Origin of the sequence: Rahnella woolbedingensis, from assembly GCF_003602095.1 — a bacterium.
Classification (GTDB): domain Bacteria; phylum Pseudomonadota; class Gammaproteobacteria; order Enterobacterales; family Enterobacteriaceae; genus Rahnella; species Rahnella woolbedingensis.
The window spans coordinates 151,564-176,221 of sequence record NZ_RAHH01000010.1; the positions used below are offsets into that span (position 1 = coordinate 151,564).

The 24,658-nt window shown below is 53.0% G+C and carries 21 protein-coding genes and 1 other annotated feature; of the genes, 10 read left to right on the plus strand and 11 right to left on the minus strand.

Annotated elements, in window-relative coordinates; genetic code table 11:
• Window positions 1-29 precede the first annotated feature (29 nt).
• From D6C13_RS10610 to D6C13_RS10635, 6 genes are all read left to right on the plus strand, one after another.
• Entirely contained in the window at window positions 30-830 is an 801-nt protein-coding gene (locus D6C13_RS10610) for a TraB/GumN family protein (RefSeq protein ID WP_120132717.1), read from the plus strand.
• Window positions 831-834: 4 nt separating this feature from the next.
• A complete protein-coding gene (locus D6C13_RS25635; RefSeq protein WP_167458018.1) occupies window positions 835-999 on the plus strand; it encodes a hypothetical protein in 165 nt (54 codons plus the stop codon).
• Window positions 1,000-1,081: 82 nt separating this feature from the next.
• Complete coding sequence (gene ybaK / locus D6C13_RS10615; protein ID WP_120132718.1) at window positions 1,082-1,561, plus strand: Cys-tRNA(Pro)/Cys-tRNA(Cys) deacylase YbaK; 480 nt, start codon at window positions 1,082-1,084, stop codon at window positions 1,559-1,561.
• Between the two features lie 45 nt (window positions 1,562-1,606).
• Complete coding sequence (locus D6C13_RS10620) at window positions 1,607-2,818, plus strand: MFS transporter (RefSeq protein WP_120132719.1); 1,212 nt, start codon at window positions 1,607-1,609, stop codon at window positions 2,816-2,818.
• Between the two features lie 236 nt (window positions 2,819-3,054).
• Entirely contained in the window at window positions 3,055-4,746 is a 1,692-nt protein-coding gene (gene ybaL, locus D6C13_RS10630) for a YbaL family putative K(+) efflux transporter (protein ID WP_120132721.1), read from the plus strand.
• A 146-nt stretch (window positions 4,747-4,892) separates the two neighbouring features.
• Window positions 4,893-6,137 (plus strand): sensor domain-containing diguanylate cyclase, encoded by a 1,245-nt coding sequence (locus D6C13_RS10635; protein WP_120132722.1) that lies wholly within the window; start codon window positions 4,893-4,895, stop codon window positions 6,135-6,137.
• 75 nt (window positions 6,138-6,212) lie between these two features.
• Here the strand turns inward: D6C13_RS10635 and D6C13_RS10640 are convergent, their stop codons facing one another.
• The 7 genes from D6C13_RS10640 to dnaX form a co-directional block, all read right to left on the minus strand.
• Window positions 6,213-7,532: an inosine/guanosine kinase gene (locus D6C13_RS10640; protein WP_120132723.1), complete on the minus strand. Its 1,320-nt coding sequence runs from the start codon at window positions 7,530-7,532 to the stop codon at window positions 6,213-6,215.
• Between the two features lie 38 nt (window positions 7,533-7,570).
• Complete coding sequence (gene hemH / locus D6C13_RS10645; protein ID WP_120132724.1) at window positions 7,571-8,533, minus strand: ferrochelatase; 963 nt, start codon at window positions 8,531-8,533, stop codon at window positions 7,571-7,573.
• 258 nt (window positions 8,534-8,791) lie between these two features.
• The gene (gene adk, locus D6C13_RS10650) at window positions 8,792-9,436 is read right to left on the minus strand and encodes an adenylate kinase (protein ID WP_120132725.1); all 645 of its coding nucleotides are present in this window, start codon (window positions 9,434-9,436) and stop codon (window positions 8,792-8,794) included.
• Between the two features lie 181 nt (window positions 9,437-9,617).
• A complete protein-coding gene (htpG, locus tag D6C13_RS10655) occupies window positions 9,618-11,483 on the minus strand; it encodes a molecular chaperone HtpG (RefSeq protein ID WP_167458020.1) in 1,866 nt (621 codons plus the stop codon).
• A 168-nt stretch (window positions 11,484-11,651) separates the two neighbouring features.
• Entirely contained in the window at window positions 11,652-12,257 is a 606-nt protein-coding gene (recR, locus tag D6C13_RS10660) for a recombination mediator RecR (RefSeq protein ID WP_120132727.1), read from the minus strand.
• On the minus strand, window positions 12,257-12,586 hold the full coding sequence (locus tag D6C13_RS10665; protein WP_056771195.1) for a YbaB/EbfC family nucleoid-associated protein: 330 nt from the start codon (window positions 12,584-12,586) through the stop codon (window positions 12,257-12,259). Before D6C13_RS10665 ends, recR begins: the two co-directional genes overlap by 1 nt.
• A gap of 41 nt (window positions 12,587-12,627) precedes the next feature.
• The gene (gene dnaX, locus D6C13_RS10670) at window positions 12,628-14,586 is read right to left on the minus strand and encodes a DNA polymerase III subunit gamma/tau (RefSeq protein WP_120132728.1); all 1,959 of its coding nucleotides are present in this window, start codon (window positions 14,584-14,586) and stop codon (window positions 12,628-12,630) included.
• Window positions 13,228-13,292 (minus strand) — a sequence feature (DnaX frameshifting element). It overlaps the preceding gene by 65 nt.
• 320 nt (window positions 14,587-14,906) lie before the next feature.
• On the opposite strand from dnaX, the gene D6C13_RS10675 reads away from it, so the two are divergent.
• Entirely contained in the window at window positions 14,907-16,979 is a 2,073-nt protein-coding gene (locus tag D6C13_RS10675) for an alpha-amylase (RefSeq protein WP_120132729.1), read from the plus strand.
• 59 nt (window positions 16,980-17,038) lie between these two features.
• Here D6C13_RS10675 and apt read toward each other — a convergent pair whose 3' ends face one another.
• Both apt and D6C13_RS10685 read right to left on the minus strand, forming a co-directional pair.
• Window positions 17,039-17,590, minus strand: a complete 552-nt coding sequence (gene apt, locus D6C13_RS10680; protein ID WP_120132730.1) for an adenine phosphoribosyltransferase — start codon at window positions 17,588-17,590, stop codon at window positions 17,039-17,041.
• Window positions 17,591-17,774: 184 nt separating this feature from the next.
• Window positions 17,775-18,143 carry a DUF454 family protein gene (locus D6C13_RS10685; RefSeq protein WP_120132731.1) on the minus strand — a complete coding sequence of 123 codons (369 nt, stop codon included), beginning with the start codon at window positions 18,141-18,143 and terminating at the stop codon, window positions 17,775-17,777.
• A 122-nt stretch (window positions 18,144-18,265) separates the two neighbouring features.
• Between D6C13_RS10685 and priC the strand changes: the two genes are divergently transcribed.
• Window positions 18,266-18,802, plus strand: coding sequence for a primosomal replication protein PriC (gene priC / locus D6C13_RS10690; protein WP_120132732.1), 537 nt, complete (start codon window positions 18,266-18,268; stop codon window positions 18,800-18,802).
• Window positions 18,803-18,897: 95 nt separating this feature from the next.
• On the plus strand, window positions 18,898-19,071 hold the full coding sequence (gene rsmS / locus D6C13_RS10695) for a pleiotropic regulatory protein RsmS (protein ID WP_120132756.1): 174 nt from the start codon (window positions 18,898-18,900) through the stop codon (window positions 19,069-19,071).
• A gap of 58 nt (window positions 19,072-19,129) precedes the next feature.
• Here the strand turns inward: rsmS and mscK are convergent, their stop codons facing one another.
• Both mscK and acrR read right to left on the minus strand, forming a co-directional pair.
• The gene (gene mscK / locus D6C13_RS10700) at window positions 19,130-22,480 is read right to left on the minus strand and encodes a mechanosensitive channel MscK (protein ID WP_208642878.1); all 3,351 of its coding nucleotides are present in this window, start codon (window positions 22,478-22,480) and stop codon (window positions 19,130-19,132) included.
• Between the two features lie 217 nt (window positions 22,481-22,697).
• A complete protein-coding gene (gene acrR / locus D6C13_RS10705; protein WP_120132734.1) occupies window positions 22,698-23,336 on the minus strand; it encodes a multidrug efflux transporter transcriptional repressor AcrR in 639 nt (212 codons plus the stop codon).
• Between the two features lie 141 nt (window positions 23,337-23,477).
• Here acrR and D6C13_RS10710 point away from each other — a divergent pair, with 141 nt between their 5' ends.
• Window positions 23,478-24,653: an efflux RND transporter periplasmic adaptor subunit gene (locus tag D6C13_RS10710; protein ID WP_120132735.1), complete on the plus strand. Its 1,176-nt coding sequence runs from the start codon at window positions 23,478-23,480 to the stop codon at window positions 24,651-24,653.
• Window positions 24,654-24,658: the final 5 nt, after the last annotated feature.

A 24,658-nucleotide genomic window follows, 5' to 3' on the forward strand; every position in this document is an offset into this window, starting at 1 on the left:
GTCTCTCATTTTTCGGGAGACCCTGCATTATGGCGCCGTTCTTAAACCGGGCATTCAGCTGGCTTCGTCAGCTGTTCCCCGCAGAGTATTCCTATCCCGCTATTGATATCCGGCTTCCCGGCAACCGCTTTCTGCACCTGGTCGGCAGCATTCATATGGGCACGCAGGATATGCAGCCGCTGCCCGTGCATCTGTTGCGCCGCCTGAAAAAAGCCGATGCGCTGATTGTCGAAGCGGATATCAGCGGCACCGATTCCCCTTTCAGTATGACCGGTGAATTTCCTCCGCTGGCCGAACGCCTTCCTGAATCCCAATATCTGCACGTCGAACGCTTATGCGAAGAGCTGGGAGTATCAATGTGGACGCTCAACCCTTTGCCGTCCTGGCAGGTCGCACTGATGTTGCAGGCCACGCAGGCGCAGCGTCTTGGACTACGCGGAAATTACGGCATCGATTATCAGCTGTTGCAAACTGCCAAAGAACAGGCAACGCCGGTGATTGAACTTGAAGGGCCGGAGGAGCAGTTTGCGTTGTTGCAGCAACTTCCCGACGACGGACTGGGCCTGCTGGAAGATACCCTGACGCACTGGCACACTAACGCCCGCCTGCTGCAAACCATGATCAGCTGGTGGCTGGACACCAAACCGGGGCTGGCGGTCGAACAGCTTCCGAATACGTTCAGCAGTGATTTATATGATGTGCTGATGAATCAGCGAAATGTGCGCTGGAAAAAACAGCTGCTGGACTTGCCTGCGGGAAACTACGTGGTAGCCGTCGGTGCGCTGCATTTGTACGGCGAGGGGAATTTGCCTGAGCTGCTGAAAGGATAAAAAAATGGCCGATATTTCTATCGGCCAGTCAAAGAGGAATTTCATTTTATTAGTTATAGCTTCAGTACCGGCCTTTGCAGGCACAGCACCGGCGCGGACAGGGTATCAATCTGCGGCGGGTCTTGGCAATAACCATTCATTGCTCTACTATTTCATCCTCGCTCAGTAATCATACTTTATTGTTTGTTTTCATCAGATTGAGCTGATGAGGATTTTCCGAACAAAAAAGTAAAATAAAATAGGCGGTCATCATGACACCCGCGGTCATCCTCCTGGAAAAAAATAAAGTCAGCTTTACCCTTCACCCTTACGAACACAGCAGCGATGAAACGAATTTTGGCGACGAAGCCGTGAAAAAACTCGGGCTGGATGCGCGTCAGGTTTATAAAACGCTGCTCGTTTCGCTCAACGGTGATGCCAAAAATCTGGCCGTTGCTGTCACGCCGGTGGCCTCGATGCTGGATCTGAAAAAGGTTGCCAAAGCCCTTAAGGCCAAAAAAGCCGATATGGCAGATCCTGCAATTGCACAGCGCGTCACCGGATATCTGGTTGGCGGCATCAGTCCGCTGGGTCAAAAAAAGCTGCTGCCGACGGTGATCGACAGTCCGGCGCAGGCATTTCCCACGATTTATGTTTCAGGCGGTAAACGCGGGCTTGATATTGAACTGTCGGCAGGCGATCTTTGCCGTTTACTCAAAGGTCAGTTCGCTGATATTGCTAAAATCGACTGACAGACCGACACTTTGCGCCTCTAAAATAATATAGGTTTACCTGCGATGACCGACACAACCGCAAAACCTGAAAGCCCGCAGAAAGACGCAGTCAAAAAGACTGCGTTTTCTATTCTGGCGGCGATCAGCGTTTCTCATCTGCTTAATGACATGATCCAGTCGCTGATCCTGGCGATTTATCCGTTGCTGCAAAACGAGTTTTCCCTGAGCTTTACGCAGATCGGGCTGATTACCCTGACGTATCAGATCACCGCGTCGCTGTTACAGCCGCTGATCGGCTATTACACCGACAAACATCCGCAGCCTTATTCTTTGCCGATCGGCATGGGCTTTACGCTCTCCGGCCTGCTGCTGCTGGCGGTGGCGCAGAGCTTCCCGGTGGTATTACTGGCAGCGGCGCTGGTCGGGACAGGCTCTTCGGTGTTTCATCCCGAATCTTCACGCGTGGCGCGTATGGCTTCCGGCGGACGTCACGGGCTGGCGCAGTCGCTGTTCCAGGTCGGGGGCAACTTTGGTGCCTCGCTGGGTCCTTTACTGGCGGCACTTATTATCGCTCCTTATGGTAAAGGCAACGTGGCATGGTTCTCACTGGCAGCATTACTGGGGATTGTGGTGTTGCTGCAAATCAGCAAATGGTATCGCCAGCAAAATCAGATCGCCAAAAAGCGGGGGCCGGTGAGCAGCAATGTCACTGTGTTGCCGCGTAAAACGGTGGCGATGTCGCTGGGTATTCTGCTGGTGCTGGTGTTCTCGAAGTATTTCTACCTGACCAGCCTGAGCAGCTATTACACCTTCTACCTGATCCATAAATTTGGCGTGTCGGTACAAAACGCGCAAATCCATCTGTTCATATTCCTGTTTGCCGTCGCGGCGGGCACCATTATCGGCGGGCCGGTGGGTGATAGGATTGGGCGCAAATACGTCATCTGGGCCTCAATTCTGGGCGTCGCGCCATTTACGCTACTTTTACCCCACGCCAATCTGATGTGGACCAGCGTGCTGAGCGTGATTATCGGCGTGATCCTGGCCTCAGCATTTTCAGCGATTCTGGTGTTTGCGCAGGAGCTGATGCCGGGCAAAGTCGGCATGGTTTCCGGCCTGTTCTTCGGTCTGGCCTTTGGTATGGGCGGGCTGGGCGCTGCGGTTCTCGGCTATGTGGCAGATAAAACCAGTATCGAACTGGTGTATCAGATTTGTGCCTTCCTGCCGTTGCTTGGGATCCTGACTGCATTCCTGCCAAATATTGAACGCAAATAGCCCTTAACCTTTCCTCTCCGGCTGCCGATAGTTAAATATCGGCAGCGTATGAACCCCTATTCCCTTGATATCTGACTGATAAAACCCATTTAAATCCCGCGTTGGAATTTTTTTTATCGTCTGCTGATGATTTTTAATAAAAAGGCCAAAATTCCCCAACGTGAAAACGATTTTTACCATAAACTTAGAAACAATCAGCAACACATTTGCTTTATGCATAACCAGAAGGAGTCTGAATGCATCATTCTACGCCTCTCATCACTACCATCGTTGGCGGTCTGGTCCTGGCTTTCCTGTTGGGAATGCTGGCCAACCGCCTGCGAATCTCTCCTCTGGTTGGCTATCTCGCCGCTGGCGTGCTGGCCGGCCCTTTTACACCGGGCTTCGTTGCTGACACGTCGCTGGCACCGGAACTGGCTGAAATCGGCGTCATTCTGCTGATGTTTGGCGTCGGTCTGCATTTTTCTCTGAAAGATTTACTCGCTGTAAAGTCGATAGCCATTCCCGGCGCTGTAGCGCAAATCGCGGTAGCGACGCTGCTGGGGATGGGGTTATCGAGCCTGATGGGCTGGGATCTGGCCACCGGACTGGTGTTCGGGCTGTGTCTGTCCACCGCCAGTACCGTGGTGCTGCTGCGTGCTCTGGAAGAACGGCAACTGATTGAAAGCCAGCGCGGGCAAATCGCCATTGGCTGGCTGATTGTCGAAGATCTGGTGATGGTACTGACGCTGGTCCTGCTGCCCGCGTTCAGCGGGATGCTGGAAAGCCATCACTCAAGCCCGGTCGAACTGCTGACCGGACTGGCGGTGACTATCGGCAAAGTGATTGCGTTCATGGTGCTGATGATGGTGGTCGGTCGCCGCCTGGTGCCGTGGATCCTCGCTAAAACGGCGAGTACCGGTTCACGCGAACTGTTTACCCTGTCAGTTCTGGCATTAGCGCTGGGCATCGCTTACGGCGCAGTAGAATTCTTTGATGTCTCGTTCGCCCTCGGCGCGTTCTTCGCCGGTATGGTGCTCAACGAATCCGAGCTCAGCCAGCGTGCGGCACACGATACGTTACCGCTGCGTGATGCATTTGCGGTGCTGTTCTTCGTCTCCGTCGGCATGTTGTTTGACCCGATGATTCTGGTGCGCGAACCGCTGACCGTGATTGCCACGCTGGCGATTATCGTGTTCGGTAAATCCATCGCTGCCTTCATGCTGGTGAAAATGTTCGGGCATTCAAGACGCACCGCACTGACGATTTCCGTCAGTCTGGCGCAAATCGGGGAGTTCGCCTTTATCCTCGCGGGCCTCGGGATTTCGCTGGGGTTAATGTCAGAGCATGGCCGTAATCTGGTGCTGGCGGGAGCCATTCTGTCGATTATGTTTAACCCGCTGCTGTTCACGTTGCTTGAAAAGTATCTGGCTAAAACGGAAACCATTGAAGACCAAAGCATCGAAGAAGCCGTGGAGGACGAGAAACAAATCCCGTTCGATTTGTGCAACCACGCCCTGCTGGTCGGTTACGGTCGCGTCGGCAGTCTGCTCGGCGAGAAACTTCAGGCCGCTGGCATTCCGCTGGTGGTGATTGAAAATTCGCGTCCGCGTGTCGAAGCACTTCGCGATCAGGGCATCAGTACGGTGCTGGGCAATGCCGCCAATCAAGAAGTGATGGATCTGGCGCGTCTTGATTGCGCCCGCTGGCTGCTGGTGACCATTCCAAATGGCTACGAGGCCGGGGAAATCGTGGCGTCAGCCCGTACCAAACGGCCTAATATCGAGATTATCGCCCGTGCGCATTATGACGACGAAGTCACCTACATCATGGAACGCGGCGCAGATCGCGTGGTGATGGGCGAGAGGGAAATCGCCAATAGTATGGTGGACATGCTGCAAATCGACAAAATGACTGAAGACGAAAAACGGCCAATTTGTCCTGTATGATCAGGTTCTGAAATCCGGGCGCAGAATGTTTGCTGCGCCCTTCCCTTCCCCGCGCAAAATTCCTTTAACTTGCGCGACATAAAAAACGCCAAATCAGGTCATTTCGCTGTATTCTATTTTTATGCCAAAAATTGATCGGTACTGCGATGTTGCTATCCCATCTGGAAACGTTAAACATTTTGAGCACGCCGGTCTGGGTGGTCTCAGTACATAACCAGCAAATTCTTTTCGCCAATACCGCGGCCAGAAAGCTGGCGGGGAACAGTCTGCTGGCACCGCTGCGCAACGGTCAGTTCTCCGTCCATTCCCTGCAATCCCTCGAGTCCTATCTGCCGCATCTGAAGAAAGGCGATCAGGTCATTGAAATCTGGACCATTCACAAAGAAGGCCGCGCCTTTCCGCTCAGTTGTCGCCTGTCGCTGGCGCAGTTTGGCTTGCAGGAACCGGCTATCGTGTTTGAGGGAACGCATACCTCAGCGGCCAATGTTCCTGTGCCAGGTTCTTTCCTGAGCGAAGCCAGACCTTACCGCCGCGATCAGAGCGGTTTCTATGAGCGATTTTTCCAGACCAATACCGCGCCGATGCTGCTGATCGACCCGGATAATAACGGACAGATTGTTGATGCGAATCTGGCAGCAACGCGGTTCTATGGCTATACACGCGACGAAATGTGTATGAAGCATACCTGGGAAATCAATGCGATGGGTCAGGATGTTTTGCCGGTGATGCATGAAATCGCCCGGCTGCCAGGCGGACATAAGCCGCTGACGTTCGTGCATAAACTGGCGGACGGGAATCTTCGCCATGTGCAGACCTACGCCGGTCCCGTTGACGTGGATGGCGTCCGGCTGATGTTGTGCATTATTCACGATATTACCGAACAGAAGCGTCTTGAGCAGGAACTGGAGCACGCCGCACTACGCGATCCGCTCACCGGATTAGGCAACCGCCGCCAGTTTATGCAACTGGTGGAAAACGCACGGACGCAGAACCCGCAGCGGACACATAATTTCAGTCTGATGCTGGTCGATGCCGATCACTTCAAAGCGATCAACGATCAGTATGGTCACAACAAAGGCGATGATGCGCTGGTGATGCTGGCGCGAACGCTGGAAACCGGGATCCGCGAAAGCGATACCGTGTTCCGCTGGGGTGGCGAAGAGTTTCTGATTTTGCTGCCGCTGACTGGTCTGGAAGGCGCATTGCATGTGGCTGAAGCGCTGCGCTTAGCCGTAAAACGGTTTGCCCAAGCTGATCTGCCGTCGATGACGGTGAGCGTCGGTGTGGTGCAGTACGAAACCGGCGAAGACTTTACCAGTCTGTTTAAACGGGTGGATGACGCGCTGTATCGCGCGAAAACATCGGGAAGGAATCAGGTGCAGACAGGCTGAAAAAAAGGGCGGGGATTAAATCTCCCGCCCTTTTCACTTTTCGTTCCCGGTCACTTTTATCGTTACCGATAACTTTTACCTTTCCCAATAACTCTCTTCCAGACTGTCTTCACGCTCCGGCAAGCCACGCGTCAGGCGCGGAGAATGCTGGTTCAGCACCTGATAACTCACGCGGTTGGCATATTTGCACACCTGCGCCAGTGAGGAATAGGTCAGATACTCGCGGGAATGTTTGCTGGAATTCGGCACGGAAGTACGGTGGAAACCGTTGGCCGCAATATCATGCAGCAGCGCAGACAGGGCACCATCACCCGCGCCATTGGTGTTCATGATTTTTTCCGGTCCGCCCATGTACGGCGCGATGTGAGAATAAATCTTCAGCGGATCCTGGCAGCATTCACGACGCATGGCGCGGCTGAATTCGTACTGATTAAATTCGGCAATCGCGCCCGGCAGCAGCGGATGCTGAGTCGTGCGTTTGAAGGCCTCTTCGGTATAACTCGCCATAAACAGGCCGTTCGGCCCGGCCGTACACAACACCAGATCCACCCAGTCCAGCGCTTTATCTGCCGCCATCAGCGGATCCTTCAGGCCGGTCAATGCAAAACCTTCATCTTCGTTCATCGCCAGAATCGACACGTGATCGCGCAGGAAATCGCGCCATCCCTGCGGATCATCGGCGATGACATATTGCGTCCCCAGCGTTAAGACCACCGGCACATGGTATTTTTTCGCGTACTCAATGGCCTGCATGGTGGCTTCAGGCATCGGTTCACCCGGTTTGCTGCGCAGCAGATACGACGTCAGCAGCAGCGCGGACGCACCGGCAATCACGTCTTCCGGCACACTGTACGAATGCAGTTCATTCATTTTTCCCGGACTGATAGCAAACGTGCGCTCGCCGGTGTCGCTGATCAGCGTGAAACAGCGGCCAATGGCACCGTCCACCCCTTGCAGGAAGTTAAGATCCACACGGCTGGAGGTGTTGCACAAATAGCGGTAAGCGTAATCGCCGATTTTGACGTTATTGCACATCACGCCCAGCAACACCGAACGGTCATCGGCCAGCACAGAGTAGTTGTGCAACGTATTTCCGACTGTGCCGCCCGCAAACTGATGCGTGATCAGCTGCTGGCTCATCAGTTCCTGATACAGCGCTTCTGACATTTCATCGTCAAGAATATTGGATTCACCCGGCGTCAGGCCGTAACGGGCCACAAAATTTTCATCCACGCGCGCTTCGATATCCACCAGCGTCTGGTCGATACCGACGATGTACGATGACCCTGCTTCAGATTCCGGCTGCATTGCCTGCAACATAGAATCACGCAATAAAGGGTCACGCGCGCTGACCGGAAAATAGTGTTTAGACTTACGTTTACCAGGAAATTTCATTCTTTATTCTCGGGAAATTCAAAAAGCTCAGACTTCATTCAGAAGTGCTGAGTGACCAGTTGTTGCAGCAGATCGATATGCTCCGGCTGGTCGTTTAAGGCGTCAATATATTCGAAGCGCTCGCCGCCTGCATGAATAAAAATCTCACGGTTCTCGCCTTTGATCTCTTCCAGCGTCTCCAGACAGTCCGCCGCAAAACCAGGGCACAGGATCTGAATATGCTTAACTCCCTGAGCCGGAAGACCTTTCAGCGTTTCATCAGTATAAGGCGTCAGCCACGGCTCGCGACCAAAGCGCGACTGGAAGGTCAGCATTATTTTTCCCGACGGCAGTTGCAGGGCATCGGTCAGCGCCTGCGCGGTATCACGACAACGTTGTTCATAGTCATCGCCTTCAGCGACAAAACGCTTCGGAATGCCGTGGAAGGACAGCACCAGACGATCCGGCTCGCCATGCTGAGCGAAGGAGCGCTCGATGCTGGCTTTAAGCGCAGAAATGTACGCCGGATGGGTGGCGTAATCGCGGATAAAGCTCAGTGAAGGCAGGCGGCGCTGAAATTTCAGTACGCGCGCCACGCCGTCAAATACTGCAGCGCTGGTCGAGCAGGAGTATTGCGGATACAGCGGCAGCACCACCATTTTTGTCACACCCTGCGCCAACAGTTTTTCAATCGGTTCTTTCATGCCCGGCTTGCCGTAGCTCATCGCCAGTTCAACCGGCGTTCCCGGCAGACGTTCTGCCAGCGCTTTTTGCTGACGGCGGCTGTACACCATCAGCGGCGAGCCCTCTTCCATCCACACCGCTTTATACAGTTTGGAAACCCGCGGAGAACGCAGCGGCAGGATCACAAAATTCAGGATAGGCCACCACAGCAGACGCGGCGTATCCACGACGCGGATATCACTCAAAAACTCAGCCAGATATTTTTTAACGGCCTGCGGAGTCGGTGCTTCCGGTGTTCCGAGATTGACCAGGAGAACACCGAATTTAGTCTGCGTCATGCTGAATATCCTAAATTTAAGGCATAGAAGCCGTGTGAAAAATGATGGGCGCCGCCGTTTTGTGATACTGCTGTTTGTGAAGCTGAAAAGAGGCGCAGGCCATTGTAACGAAAACAAAGACGATCGGAACGACGGCAGAAGCTATCAATGCGAATTGTTGCTATTAATCCCCGTCATACTTCAGGCAGCAGGTGGGTTGGTGCAGAAAAACAAACGGGGCGACCGAAGTCACCCCGTGATAGCGCGCAGTAAAGACGATCAGCTCAGGATTGCAGCCAGTTCGTCACGCACAGCGGAAACTTGCTGTGTGCCGTCGATTTTGACGTATTTGGTGTTACCCGCTTCGGCTTCTTTACCGTAGTAGGAGACCAATGGCTCAGTCAGCTCATGGTATTCCACTAAACGCTTGCGAACAGTTTCTTCCTGATCATCTTTACGGGTGATCAGGTCTTCGCCAGTCACATCGTCTTTACCTTCCACTTTCGGTGGATTGTACTGGATGTGGTACACGCGGCCAGAACCCGGGTGTACGCGACGACCAACGATACGATCAACGATCAGTTCGTCTGGCACATCAAATTCCAGCACGTAATCCACTCTGATGCCCGCTTCTTTCATAGCGTCAGCCTGTGGAATGGTGCGAGGGAAACCGTCTAACAGGAAACCCTTACGGCAATCTTCCTGCTGAATACGTTCTTTCACCAGTGCGATAACCAGCTCATCGGTTACCAGTTTACCGGCATCCATAATCTCTTTTGCTTTCTTGCCGAGCTCACTTCCGGCCTTAACAGCGGCGCGCAACATATCACCGGTAGAAATTTGCGGAATACCAAATTTCTCCATGATGAATTGAGCCTGAGTACCCTTACCTGCGCCCGGAGCGCCCAGCAGAATGATACGCATTGCGTAAATCCCCTTGCATGTAATTATTATGAATTTCGAAAACCGGTCAACCATACCATTTTGAGCACTTTTGCTCAAGGAACACACCTTACGGGCACTGGCGGTAAGGCTTTTCACTAAGGAATGATCGTAAAAAAGGGCCCCGTTTTCACGACGCCCTTTTCATTTCTATATCAGCCGGTTACGCCTGTAACAGCGTGTTCATACGGCGGATGAACAGGTTGGGATCTTCCAGCGTGCCGCGCTCTGCGAACAGCGCCTGATCCAACAGCAGCTCAATCCACTCACTGAACTGGTCTTCATCAGCCACATCAGAAGCACGTTTCACCAGCGCGTGTTCCGGGTTCAGCTCAAAGATGTATTTCACTTCCGGCGCTTCCTGACCGGCAGCAGCAAACAGTTTTGCCATCTGCGTGGTCATTTCGTCAGTACCGGTGGTGACGATGGCTGGCGTGTCAGTCAGACGGTGCGTCAGACGCACTTCTTTCACACGCTCGCCCAGCAGCGTTTTCACACGCTCAACGAACGGCTCCAGCGCTTTTTCAGCTTCTTTCTGCTCTTCGCTTTCGTCGGCCAGTTTGTCCAGTGTGTCATCGGCTTTGCTGACGGACTGGAAGACTTTGCCATCGAATTCTGTCAGATAGCTCATCATCCATTCGTCGATGCGGTCAGACAGCAACAGGACTTCAATGCCTTTCTTGCGGAACAGTTCCAGATGCGGGCTGCTCTTCGCGGCGGCGTAGCTGTCAGCAGTGATGTAATAGATCTTGTCCTGACCTTCCACCATGCTTGCCACATACTCTTCAAGCGACAGAGTCTGCTCGCTGCTGTCGTTGCGGGTGCTGGCGAAACGCAGCAGTTTGGCGATCGCTTCTTTGTTAGCGCCATCTTCTGCCGGACCTTCTTTCAATACCAGACCAAACTGTTTCCAGAATTGCAGGTATTTTTCGTTGTCGTCTTTCGCCAGTTTTTCCAGCATTTGCAGAACACGTTTAGTCAGCGCACTGCGCAGGTTCTGAGTAATGCGGCTGTCCTGCAGAATTTCACGGGATACGTTCAGCGGCAGATCGTTGGAATCTATCAGACCACGTACGAAGCGCAGGTAGTTCGGCATGAACTGCTCGGCTTCGTCCATGATAAATACGCGCTGAACATAGAGTTTCAGGCCATGTTTATGGTCGCGGTTCCACATATCCCACGGCGCCTGTGAAGGGATATACAGCAGGCTGGTGTATTCCTGCTTACCTTCCACACGGTTGTGGCTCCAGCTCAGCGGATCGCTGAAATCATGGGAAATATGTTTGTAGAACTCTACGTATTCTTCGTCGGTGACTTCCGATTTACCGCGGGTCCACAGGGCCTGAGCCTTGTTGATTTGCTCCCAGGTAACGGTGCCGTCTTCTTCGTTGCGGGTTTCGACTTCAACCGGCAGCGCAATGTGGTCAGAGTATTTGCTGATGATGGAGCGCACGCGCCAGTCATCCAGGAATTCATCCTGATCTTCACGCAGGTGCAGGGTAATTTCGGTACCGCGGTCGGCTTTCTCGATGTCCGCCAGGGTGTATTCACCTTCACCGGCAGATTCCCAGAACACACCTTCGTCGGCGCTGGCACCGGCGGCACGGGTGCGCACGGTGACTTTATCGGCCACGATGAAGGCAGAGTAGAAACCGACGCCGAACTGACCAATCAGTTGGCTGTCTTTCGCCTGCTCGGAACCTACAGATTGCAGAAACGCTTTGGTGCCGGATTTCGCGATAGTCCCGAGGTTGTCGATGACTTCATCGCGGCTCATGCCGATGCCGTTATCGCTCAGCGTCAGGGTGCGTTTTTCTTTATCAAAGGCCAGACGAACGTGCAGCTCGCCGTCACCTTCATAAAGCTCCGGCGCAGACAACGCGCGGAAACGCAGTTTATCAGCGGCATCCGAGGCGTTAGAGATTAGCTCGCGCAGGAAAATTTCTTTGTTTGAATACAGAGAATGGATCATCAGATGAAGCAGTTGTTTTACTTCAGACTGGAAGCCACGTGTCTCTTGTCCTTTCATACTCATCAAATTACCTCAATCCAGATACTGTTATTGACCAAATCAGACGTTGAGGAATAGGTGGGGTTATATGTCAGGCTTTTCAAGCGCAGGAAGAAATATTTAGGAAGAAATGCAGAGGGATAGCGAAATAATACGGGGCGCAGAGGGCTGCGCCCGCATATACAGTCAGAACCGGAAGGGATTACGCCCGGCGAGGGAATGTGACAGCGTGGTGCCATCAACCATATCCAGTTCGCCACCGACCGGCACACCGTGCGCGATACGGCTCGCCAGCACGCCAAACTGGCCGCACATTTCAGCGATATAGTTGGCGGTCGCTTCGCCTTCGACTGTCGGGTTGGTCGCCAGAATCACTTCCTGAATGCTTTCACTTTCAAGACGCTCTTCCAGACGGCCCAAACCAATATCGTCTGGTCCGATACCATCCAGCGGTGACAGGTGACCCATCAGCACAAAATAGCGACCAGAAAACTGACCGGTTTGTTCTATCGCATGGATGTCCGCCGGGCTTTCCACCACGCAAATCTGACCGTTTTCTTTACGCCGTGGATTGGCGCAAATGGTGCAGATTTCCTGTTCGGTAAACGTACGGCAATCGGCACAGTGGCCGATTTCAGACATGGCACGCGTTAAAGACTGCGCCAGCCGCATTCCGCCGCTGCGATCACGTTGCAGCAGCTGGAATGCCATACGTTGCGCAGACTTCGGGCCAACGCCCGGCAGGCAACGCAACGCCTCCATTAAAGATTCAAGGAGAGGGCTGGTTTGCATCAGAACGGCATCTTAAAGCCTGGTGGCAACTGCATGCCGCCAGAAACGGCTGCCATTTTTTCTTTCTGAGTTTCTTCGATACGACGTGCTGCATCGTTGAACGCCGCGGCGATCAGGTCTTCCAGCATGTCTTTATCGTCTTCGAGCAGGCTTGGATCGATTTCAACACGACGCACGTTGTGTGCACCGTTGATGGTGATTTTCACCAGGCCAGCGCCTGACTCACCGGTCACTTCCAGCAGAGCGATTTCTGCCTGAGCCTGTTGCATTTTTTCCTGCATTTGCTGGGCCTGTTTCATCAGGTTACCAATGCCGCCTTTTCCAAACATAGTCTTCTCTCTCAGCAATGGCCGCGTCACAATCGCGGCGTTTAAATTGGGCGAATACTTTCTTCATCCAGATCCGCGTCGAAGAACCGGCGCAGCGTCTGGATGTTATTATCCGCAATAATAGACTGACGCGCCTGCGCCAGTTTTTCTTCATAAATGGCCTGTCGCCATTCCAGCGGCGTCTTCACCGCCAGATTATCATCTTCCAGCACGGTCAGTTCAACCGGCGTCTGATGCAATGCCGATAGCGCGTCCGCCAGGACTTTTTGCGCAGACGGCGAATTCAGGTGCTTTTGCGAGGAACGCAGGTGCAGGCAGATTTTACCCGGCTCCGGCTGCTCGCGGTACGCATTCAGCGCCAGTTGCTGCACCAGTTTAGGAATAGTCATCCGGCTGATTTCAGCCGCCCATTCATCACGTTCAATCGCTTCTTCCGCCAGACGGGAAGACAGCTCAGGCGATTTCTCATGTTCCAGCGCGGTACGTAACGCCTTAGGCGTTGCCACCGGTTCCGGCGCTTCTTCCGGTTCCATCATCGCTTTCCAGCGATATGCTTCTTCTTTTACCTGCGCGGCAGGTTCTTTCTTCACCGCCAATGTCTGCGCACGTTCAGTCACCGAAGCGAGGCGCTCCAGTGCTGAGGTTGCCGGCCGCGCTTTTCCTGGCGCTGCCGGCTCAGCTTTTTTTGGGGTGGTACTCCCCTGCCTGAGCAATTGCGTTCGCGCCTGTAGAAGTTGCGCGGTGGAATCCGGCATGGCGGCCGGCTCTGCATTGCTCTGTGGCGCAGGAGCATGATTGTTATGCTGCGGCGGTGCATTGCGCGGCGCTGCCGGTTGCGACGGTGCCTGTGGCGCAACCGGCGCTATATAGGCCGGAGCAGCGACGGGCTGCGGAGCGGGTTCAGCAATAATCACTTTGGGATGAAAGGCCAGCGCACGCAGCAGCGTCATTTCAACGCCCATACGTTTGTCCGGCGCATAAGCCAGCTCTTTACGGCCAATCAGCAGGGTCTGGTAGTAAAGCTGCACGTCCGCTGGCGGAATAACACGCGCCAGTTCGCGCAGACGCTGTTCGATCGCTGCGTAATGGTTATCGAGCACCGACGGTAACAGCTGAACCATCGCAATGCGGTGCAGCAGCGCCAATGTTTCTACCAGCAGGTTTTCCCAGTCCACACCACGGGACGCGGCCTGTTCGACCTGAGCCATCATCTGACCGCCATCGGCGCTGACCAGCGCTTCCAGCATCGCCAGCGGCTGTTCGTCGTCCAGCGTGCCGAGCATTTGTGCCACGGTTTCGGTGGTGACGGCGCCCTGCCCCATGGCAATCGCCTGATCGGTCAGGCTCAGTGCATCACGCATACTGCCGTCGGCCGCACGGGAAAGCAGCTGAAGCGCGCGCGGCTCAGTGGCAATGGCTTCCTGAGTTAATACATTTTCGAGCTGTTTGCGGATCTGTTCCGGATCCAGGGCTTTCAGATGGAACTGCAAACAACGCGACAAAATAGTGACCGGCAGTTTTTGCGGATCCGTGGTCGCCAGCAGGAATTTAACGTGCGAAGGCGGCTCTTCCAGCGTTTTCAACAGCGCATTGAAGCTGTGACGCGAGAGCATGTGCACTTCGTCAATCAGGTAAACTTTGAAGCGGCCACGCGCCGGTGCATATTGCACGTTATCGAGCAGTTCGCGGGTATCTTCGACTTTAGTACGGGAAGCGGCATCAATTTCAATCAGATCGACGAAACGGCCCTGCTCAATTTCACGGCAGTTATCGCACACGCCGCAAGGTGTTGATGTGATGCCGGTTTCGCAGTTAAGCCCTTTGGCCAGCAGACGGGCGATGGTGGTTTTCCCCACGCCGCGGGTACCGGAAAACAGGTAAGCGTGATGGATGCGCCCGAGCGACAGGCCATTGGCCAGCGCGGTCAGCACATGTTCCTGTCCGACGACGTCGGCAAAAGTTTGGGGGCGCCACTTACGGGCAAGAACCTGATAGCTCATTAATACTTCATCGTTGATTTATAATGAATAATTTGACAATACACGAAAAAACACCGTTTAACCCGACTTTCTGCGCGGGTCGGCGGACCGGCGACTGCAGGCTAAGCATAATGATGCCCGCGCCAGACTGCCACTTCTTAGTGTACCAGCAGGGTCGCCATCATTCCTATTACTTTACTTTTCGGGTCTGCGCCGCGGTTTCTCCCCCTTCGTTCTCCTCCTGACTTTTCGCGTTCAGGGATGAGGGCAAATTTTGCGCAGTGATTACACTGAGTTCACCTCTGTTTTGATAATGCTTCCTGCCCCGCGTAAGGAGAGCCATGAAATACCTGACCCTGCCTTTATTACTGCTCGTTTCCCCCGCCGCACACGCCAGCTGGACGCTGGAAGGCTTCCCCGCTTTTGCCGAACCGGTCAGCGGAATATTCACCAGCAATGCCACTTTATTCAAAGGCCAGCGCATACTGGAATTACATCAGGATAATCAGTGCTGGCAGCCTTCTGGCACGGTAAAACTCAATGAGATGCTGTCGCTGCAACCCTGCGAAAGTCATCCGCCTGTGAACTGGAAGCAGTTCCGCGCGGGAGATTATCAGGTACGAATTGATACCCGCAGCGGCACGCCCACGCTTCAGCTGAGCCTGAAAACGGCGCAGGAAGCTGTCGCGGCGGTGGCAGAAACCTGTCCGCGCTGGGACGGAAAACCGCTGACGGTGGATGTCTCCGGTACTTTTAGCGAGGGTGAAACAGTGCGGGATTTTTATTCCGGTCAGCGCGCACAGGTCGCTGATGGTCACATTACGATGACGCCTGATCCGGCCAGCGGCGGTTTGTTGTTGCTTGAATCCGCAGCGCGTAAAACGCCCGCCACCTTCAGCTGGCACAACGCCACGGTGTATTTCGTGCTGACCGACAGGTTCGAAAATGGCAATCCGGATAACGACCACAGCTATGGCCGCCACAGTGACGGAATGCAGGAAATCGGCACTTTCCACGGCGGCGATCTGGCCGGGCTGACCAGCAAGCTGGATTATCTGCAACAACTGGGCGTGAACGCCTTGTGGATCAGTTCGCCACTGGAGCAGATCCACGGCTGGGTTGGCGGCGGCACCAAAGGTGATTTCCCGCATTATGCCTATCACGGTTACTACACGCTCGACTGGACAAAACTCGACGCTAATATGGGCACCGGCGAAGATTTACAAAAGCTGGTCAGCGAAGCGCACAAACGCGGGATCCGCATTCTTTTTGACGTCGTGGTCAATCACACCGGCTATGCCACGCTGGCGGATATGCAAACGTTCCATTTCGGCTCGCTGTACCTCAAAGGCGATGAAATCGAAAAGACTCTGGGAAAAAACTGGACCAACTGGCAACCCGGCCCCGGCCAGAACTGGCACAGTTTTAATGATTACATCAATTTCAGCGACAAAAACGGCTGGAGCACCTGGTGGGGTAAGAAATGGATCCGTACCGACATCGGCGATTATGACTCACCCGGTTATGACGATCTGGCCATGTCGCTGGCGTTCCTGCCGGATATCAAAACCGAGTCCACACAGGCCAGCGGCCTGCCCGTTTTCTATCGCAACAAACCGGATACCGCTGCCCGTGAAATCCCGGACGCAACACCGCGCGATTATCTGGTGACCTGGCTCAGTCAGTGGGTGCGGGATTACGGCATCGACGGTTTCCGCGTTGATACCGCCAAGCATGTGGAAAAACCGACGCTGGCTTTGCTCAAAGCCCGTTCTGCCGAAGCACTCAAACAGTGGAAAGCCGCCAATCCCTCACAGGCGCTGGACGATGCACCATTCTGGATGACGGGTGAGGCCTGGGGTCATGGTGTGATGAAAAGTGATTATTACGCCAACGGCTTTGATGCGATGATCAACTTTGATTTTCAGGATCAGGCCGCGGCAGCGTTGAATTGCTTTGCCAGTATCGACGCCACGTATCAGCAGATGGCGGAGAAAATGCAGGATTTCAATGTGCTGAGTTATCTCTCGTCACACGATACCCGATTGTTTTTCGCCGATGACGCCAAAGGGTCAATTCCCCTGCAACAGCGTGCAGCGGATCTTTTACTGCTGGCACCGGGCGCAGTGCAGATTTATTACGGTGATGAAAGCGGACGTCAGTTCGGCCCGACGGGATCAGACCCTTTACAGGGAACGCGATCAGACATGAACTGGAAGGAGCTGACCGGTGCAAAACAGGCGTTGCTGAATCACTGGCAAAAACTGGGGAAATTCAGGGAGCAGCATCCGGCAATCGGTGCGGGTGTACAAAAATCACAGCAGACGGCGCAATATTACGCCTTCAGCCGCCAGCACGGTGACGACAAAGTGATGGTGGTCTGGACAGGAGAAAGCGCCAAAGAGTCACGCTGAAAACAAAAAGGCCTCGCGTTAACGGCGGGGCCTTTTTACATCACACTGCAAACGTCGAATCAGTGCCCGTCGAAACACACCAGGCTGTAGCAGTTGATATGGGAATCGTTCAGACGTTTTTCACCGCCCAGTTCCGGCAAATTGATGATGAATGCGGCATCCGTCACTTCCCCACCCAGACGGCGGATCAGTTTCGCGGTGGCCTCAATAGTGCCACCCGTTGCCAGCAAGTCGTCGATCACCAGAATTTTTTCACCCGGCAAAATGGCATCAGTGTGGATCTCGAGGCTGTCAGTGCCGTATTCCAGATCGTAGGTTTCGCTGATGGTTTCACGCGGTAATTTGCCCGGTTTACGCACGGGAACAAAACCCACGCCCAGAACCAGCGCAACCGGAGCGCCAAACAGGAAGCCACGTGCTTCGGTGCCCACCACTTTGGTGACACCCGCATCGCGGTAACGATCGGCCAGTAACTGAATGCTTGCAGCGTAAGCTTTTGGGTCTTCCAGCAAGCTGGTGACGTCACGGAACAGTATGCCTGGCTTCGGATAGTCAGGAATGGTCTTGATACTGTCTTTAATAAACTGTAGCTGCTGTGCGGTAGCGGTCATAATGTTAATTGCCTGATAAAGCTGCTGTTCATACTTAAACGCGGGCGGTCAAATGTCCCCCGTCATGCCCTTTTAAAGCATGTCGTTCAAGGAAGGAAATTGGGAGCGCACCGACGTACGAGATGCCCAAATCTATGCAAAGCTGCTGTAAAAAGCAACCCGCAGCCGGACATGATCGCCTGTTTTATTGCTCAAGGTCAACCACTGGTAATCGCCACATCATGATCAATAACGCAAACATCATGCAAACCAATAAAATTCGTACCCATAATAGCGGGACAAAATAGATCGAAATCGCGAATGTGATCACAATCAGCGCAACGGCTTTCGGCTTCGCACCTTTGGGCAACGCGCGGTGTGCCTGCCAGTGCCGTAAATAGCGGCCAAACCATGAGCGGTGCAGCAGCCAGTGATGAAAGCGTGGCGATGAACGGGCAAAACACCAGGCAGCCAGCAGTAAAAACGGCGTGGTAGGCAAAAGTGGCAGCACCACGCCCAGCGTGGCCAGTACCACGCACAGCCAGCCGACCATAATCAGTAATATGCGCTTCATGCAGTTCCTTTTGATTCGCACAAATTGCCAAAAACTCAGCGCCCCAGTTTATACAAGTGCAGCGAAGGTGTCATAACCGCCGGTTGCAGGTAAGCTATGAATGTCATTAATGGAGATAACCTGTGAGCACTGAACGAATTTTACATGTCCTTGATCAGCAGATAGAAACTCTGGCGCGGGAAATCGAACCGATCGGCCATGTTTCCGCTTCGCAGGCCCGGTTTGATATCGCCCTTTTCTCAACCAAAGGCACCCGTCTGCGCGATTATTTGGCAGAAATTAAGGTGAATTTACAGCAACTGAATCAGGAAGTGGTTGAGAAACGTTCTGCACAGGTGGCTTTTATCGCCGAGCGACTGGTGGCACAAATCACCGCCATGCAGCGGGAACTGGCTACGCAAACGCTGCGTAAAACGCATCAGACACCGGAACGCAAAAGCCATGATAATTATACCAGACTGGCGGAAACTCAGCAGTTCGAGCGTCGCCTGATTGCCATGATTGAAGACCGGGAAACAACGCTGGGGCAACTCGCCACGTTCAGCGATCAGCAGCGGGTGCAAAAGGAACTGGCCGCACTGGAAGGACGCTTAATGCGTTGTCGTCAGGCGCTGGCCAAAATTGAGAGGCAAATCGAGAGGCAGGAAAAAGGTTTTTGAATCTTTATCACATTTTTTTAATCAGGCATTCAGGCCCGGCATTTTCTTATCTATAATGGTAAGTCCAAAACCTGCTAATAATAATGTTGGCCAATATGTCCGTAGAAAATGCGCCTCCCGAACTTCAGCTTGCTGTTGATCTGATCTATCTGCTTGAGTGCAACGAAATTGCACCCGCAACCGCCCTTGCAGCACTGGAAATCGTACAACGCGATTATCAGGAAAAGCTGAAAAACAGCAAAAGTACGCTGTCCATCAGCTATCTTTAAGCCGTCCGGCTGACTGTATCAGGGGAACTTTGCATTCCCCTGAATTGCCCGATTACCTTTAGCCCTGAGGCAACGCATCCGGCTCATCACCCGGTTGTCTCAACACGCGCTTAACTTCCTGAACCTCGCTGCCGTCCTGATTATGCAGATACACTTCTAACTGATTGAAGGCGATATTAATGTTGTTTTCGCGGCAAAGTTTATCAATGCTGCGGTTCAGTTCATCCACGGTATAACTGCGGTCACCCAGTTCACGCACATAGACGCGCAGTTCGTGATCGAGCGTGCTGGCACCAAAATTGAGGAAGAACACCAGCGGTGCCGGATCGCTCATCACACGGGCGTTTTCGTGCGCGGCCTGCAACAGGATCTCTTTTACTTTTTCCAGATCTGAACCGTACGCCACGCCGATTTTGATCAGCACGCGCGTCACGGTATCGCTCAGCGACCAGTTGATCAGCCGCTCCGTCACAAAGGCTTTGTTCGGAATGATCACTTCTTTGCGGTCAAAATCGATAATCGTCGTTGCGCGAATACGGATACGACTGACCGTGCCGGAAAATGTGCCGATGGTCACGGTGTCGCCAATACGTACCGGGCGTTCGAAAAGGATAATCAGACCCGAGACAAAGTTCGCAAAGATTTCCTGCAAACCAAAGCCCAGCCCGACCGACAGCGCCGCCACCAGCCATTGCAATTTATCCCACGAAACCCCGAGGGAACCGAGCGCCATAATGGCGCCTATCACGGTTATCGAATACGTCAGGATGGTAGTAATGGCGTACGACGTTCCCTGACGCAATTGCAACCGCGAGAGCACCACCACTTCCAGCAGACCCGGCAGGTTGCGCGTCAGAACATACGCCACGATCACCGCCAGGAAACCGAGCAGCAAATTGCCCAGCGTCACGGTTTGCTGAGTGACCGCGCCCGCCACGGAGTTGGAATAATGCCAGAGCGAAATGCTGTCGAGATACGAAATCACCGTCAGCAAGTCCGACCAAATCCAGTAGAACACCGTCGCGAAGATAAAGAACAGCCCCATGGTGGTCAGACGCAGCGACTGCTGGTTAATCTGATCCAGCCCGATTTGCGGTTCTTCCACCGGCTCATTGCCCTCTGCGCCCTCTTTCGCCACATTTGTCTGGCGGCGGGCAAGCGCACGACGATAAGCCAGACGCCGGGCTGCAACGCTTAATCCCCGCAGCGCCGTGAGATATATAATGTTCCAGAATATCAGCAGGTAAAGGCTGTCAATCCAGCGCCCCGCCAGACGCAGCGTGGTATAAAAGTACCCGGTAACCACCAGCCCGACCAGGAAAGCCGGTGCCAGCGCAATTGCCGTGACCACGACCAGACGAATACTGTGAGAATCTTTTTCGCGCCAGCCATCCCGTGCGATCGGGAAGACCAGCACCGTCAGCGCCAGCAACGTCAGGAAAATCACCACCTGCCCGATGATGTCATCCACCAGACCAAGCGGAGCTTTCTCGCCGCGCACTGACCAGAAAATCAGCGGCAACATCACCAGACTCAGACGAATGACGGAACGACGATAATGCGCGCAGGTAGCAGCAGGTGTATTGAAGTGTCGCTCGTTGATCCCACCCGGTTTAAGAATACGATAGCAAAAGCCCATCACCAGTTGGAACACGGCCAGCCGCTGCGCCAGCGTCCATAAAAAATCGCTCGGTTCGATATCACACTGCGAAAGCCAGTAGCCGACGCCCAGCATCAGCAACACGCCCGGTAAGACGTTCAGGGCCACCAGTAACAGCGCCTGAGGCGTGTGCAGCTGACTGTCGCGCTTGAGCTGCCCGACATCACTGGTGAGTTTTTCAATGCGCTGATTAATGTATTTCCGCCGCCACAGCAGCAGCAAGATCACGACGAGCAAAGGAATGGTGACCGGCAATGAATGAATTGCGCCCAGCATGAGTTCACCTGGCGGAATATTCAGGCTCAGGCTGCTGAGCTGGTTTTTAACATCATCCGGCAATGATTTAATGAAATCCCAGTTCATCGGTTTATTACTGCTAACCCAGAAAATCTGCTGCGTCAGCGTTTCTGTCAGTGACTGGTTGATGCTCAGTAATTGCTGCTGGTTAATCTGCAAATTGATGGCCAGCGACAGCTGATTACCGAGCTGTTTATTCAGCTGATCCAGCAGTTCGCGGCGCATATCGACAATCTGATCCAGCGCATCGCTGATATCAGCATTGATCGTTTCTTTGCTGTTCCCGACCACGCCCTGAATGTAACTGTCACCCTGGAATAACGCATCACGCTGCTGGTTGATGGTGAACTGTTCAAGACGTAAATCAGCAATGCGCGTGCTCATGTCCGTGACCAGACCGGACGGCGGCGTGAGAGTTTGCTGTTGCTGATAAAGAATGCGTGACAGCAATAAACTGCCCTTGAGCACGGTGATTTGCTCTTTGAGGTCGTGTTCTGCCTGAGCCGAGCGGTCCAGCCAGTTTTTCACGGTAATATTTTTCTGGACCAGCTGGTTGCCTTCTTCGGTTGCGGCAATCAGGCGCTCGCTGAGTTTGCGGTTAATCCCCAGTTCCTGCGCCACCAGCGGGTCATTTTGGATATTCGAGGTGTCGTCCGGCGTTTGCGCTTCTTTTGCCGTCCGCTCGGACAAATTCAGTCGTTTGCCGTTGACCACTTCCTGCAATAACTGCGCGGTATGTTCCAGCTGATTGATATGCGCGTTGGTGTAATCGCGTTGTTTTTGCAGTAAATCTTGCAAAGTCGTGTTGGCTTCCAGGCTTTTACGCTGTAAGTCGATCTGCGCGTTCAGTAAAGCCTGCTGCGTAACCAGCATGTTTTGTTGCGTGTTACGTAAATCCTGCTGACCGGGCGACATGCCATTGAGCTGATTTCGGATCTTCTGAATCGCCAGCGAATAAGTGTACATCGCGTTCTGCACGCGCTCAGGCTGAGTTTGCAGCGAAATCAGCTGGGTGTTGAAAGTCGATAAATCTTCCTGCGAAGACTGCAAATCGTCGAGGGTATCGTTAAGGCGGTTTTCCAACTGACGTAACGAAAGCGCCGACAGCTGCGCTTTATCTGCATCATCTTTGGGATTGTTTTTGAGCTGATCCAGACCGCTTATCGCCACTCGTAATTTCTGCGGCGCTTCGGCTACCTGTTTTTGCAGCTGGCTGGCGTCTTGTTTCACCCTGTCCAGCGCATCCAGATATTCAATCGTGTGGATCAAATCCTGCTGGGACAGTTTATCGACCGGCGTCAGGTTTTTCTGGCGATTGAGTGCATCGAGCTGATTCTGAACTTCATTGCGGGTAGGAACATCATTAGTGGCGGCCTGTCCGGGAAGGGAAAACACCAGCAGTGCGAGGCACATCACAAACGTAAAAAAACGCAAAACCCCATTTATTTTCATGGTGGGAATTACGTCAGAAGAGGCGGCAAAAAACCGGATAAACATACGTCAGCGTCAGCTCATTTACTAAAGGAATAATATAAAGATGACAATAGCAGCGTTCGTGGTGAAAGGAAGGAGAAAAGCGTATCTGAATACAACATTTGGACGTTGATTAAATCATCAGGTGAGGGTAAATATTTGCAGGCTTATTAATTAAACAGAAAGTATTAAGGCATTATTTTACAGCGGTGAGATACGCGGAATAGCGAAGCATATCAATATACGTATCTACAAACCTGCCAGCATTCCCTTCTAAATCAAAGCTTTCCGGGATGAAAAGCCAGTTCTCCATCAGTCCGGTGAGAAAAGCCCGAAGAATAATGGCCGCCTGGCGGGTATCGAGATCGGCCGGCAACTGTTTTTCTTCTATGCAATGAACAAGAATACGTTCAATTTTACCGTACCCTTCCATATAGAGCGCTTTGCGGGCTTCATGAACGGATGTCATCTCCCCAACAAATTCACATTTATGGAATATAATTTCCATCAATGCCTTACGCTGGGTATCGGTCACGGTGGCGACCAGTATGTAAATAAGGATTTCGCGCAAAATACGCAGTGGATTATTCGGAAACTTTGTCTGATACTCTACTTCGAGCACTTTTATCCGGGATTCATAGGCTTCCCAGATCGCGTTGAACAGTTCCACTTTGTTTCTGAAATGCCAATAAATTGCGCCCCGCGTCACACCAGCTGCATTCGCAATGTCAGTCAGTGATGTCGACGATACCCCACGGGCAGAAAACTCACGCACAGCAGCATCCAGAATCTGTTGTCTGGTTTCCAGCGCCTGTGATTTGGTTTTTCGTGCCATAGGTTTATCTTTAAGGGGAGTTTGATTTACATACATTCTTGAATGTATGTAACATAGCACGCACATACTAAAAGCGCAGCAATGGATTTGGAATGTTGTGATCCATTGGACAATTTGAAATCGGACACTTGAGGTTTATTTATGAACAAAAACAGAGGGTTAACGCCTCTGGCGGTAGTTCTGATGCTATCCGGAAGCTTAGCACTTACAGGATGTAACGATAAAGAAGCTCAACAAGGTGCACCTCATGCTCCGCAGGTTGGCGTCGTTACTCTCAAAACTGCACCGTTAAATGTGACTACCGAACTTCCTGGTCGTACTGCTGCTTTTCGCATTGCTGAAGTACGTCCTCAGGTTGGCGGTATCATTTTGAAACGCAATTTCGTTGAAGGCAGCGACATTAAAGCCGGAACTTCCTTATATCAGATTGACCCAGCCACTTATCAGGCCGCGTATGACAGCGCTAAAGGCGATCTGGTAAAAGCTCAGGCTAACGCACAAATTTCACGCCTCACCGTCACCCGTTACAAACCACTGCTCGGTACTAACTACATCAGTAAGCAAGATTACGATACCGCTGTAGCCACGGCAGCTCAGGCTGATGCAGCCGTTGTAAGCGCGAAAGCCGCGGTTGAAACTGCACGTATCAATCTCGCTTATACCAAAGTCACCTCCCCTATCAGCGGACGTATCGGTAAATCTTCTGTAACTGAAGGTGCACTGGTTTCTAACGGTCAGACCAACGCGCTGGCGACTGTGCAACAACTCGACCCTATCTATGTTGACGTCACTCAGTCGAGCAACGATTTCCTGCGCCTGAAACAGGAACTCGCTGATGGTGCAATGAAACAAGTTGACGGTAAAGCACAGGTCAAATTGCTGATGGATAACGGTAAAGAATATTCACAGCCGGGTACATTAGAATTCTCTGATGTGACTGTTGATGAAACGACCGGTTCCATTACTTTGCGTGCCATCTTCCCTAATCCAAATGACGCCTTGCTGCCAGGCATGTTTGTGCGCGCGCGTCTGGATGAAGGTGTGAATGACAACGCTCTGCTGGTTCCTCAGCAAGGTATTACCCGTAACCCACGTGGTGATGCTACGGCGATGGTGATTGGCGCGGACAACAAAGTTGAACTGCGTACTGTGACCACCACGCAGGCGATTGGCGACAAATGGGTTGTGACAGACGGCCTGAAAAGTGGCGATAAAGTTATCGTGACAGGTCTGCAAAAAATTAAGCCAGGCGTACAGGTTACTGCACAGGAAGTCGATCAAAACGCAGCAGCACCCGCTACAGCGACGAAGTCTTAATAGGA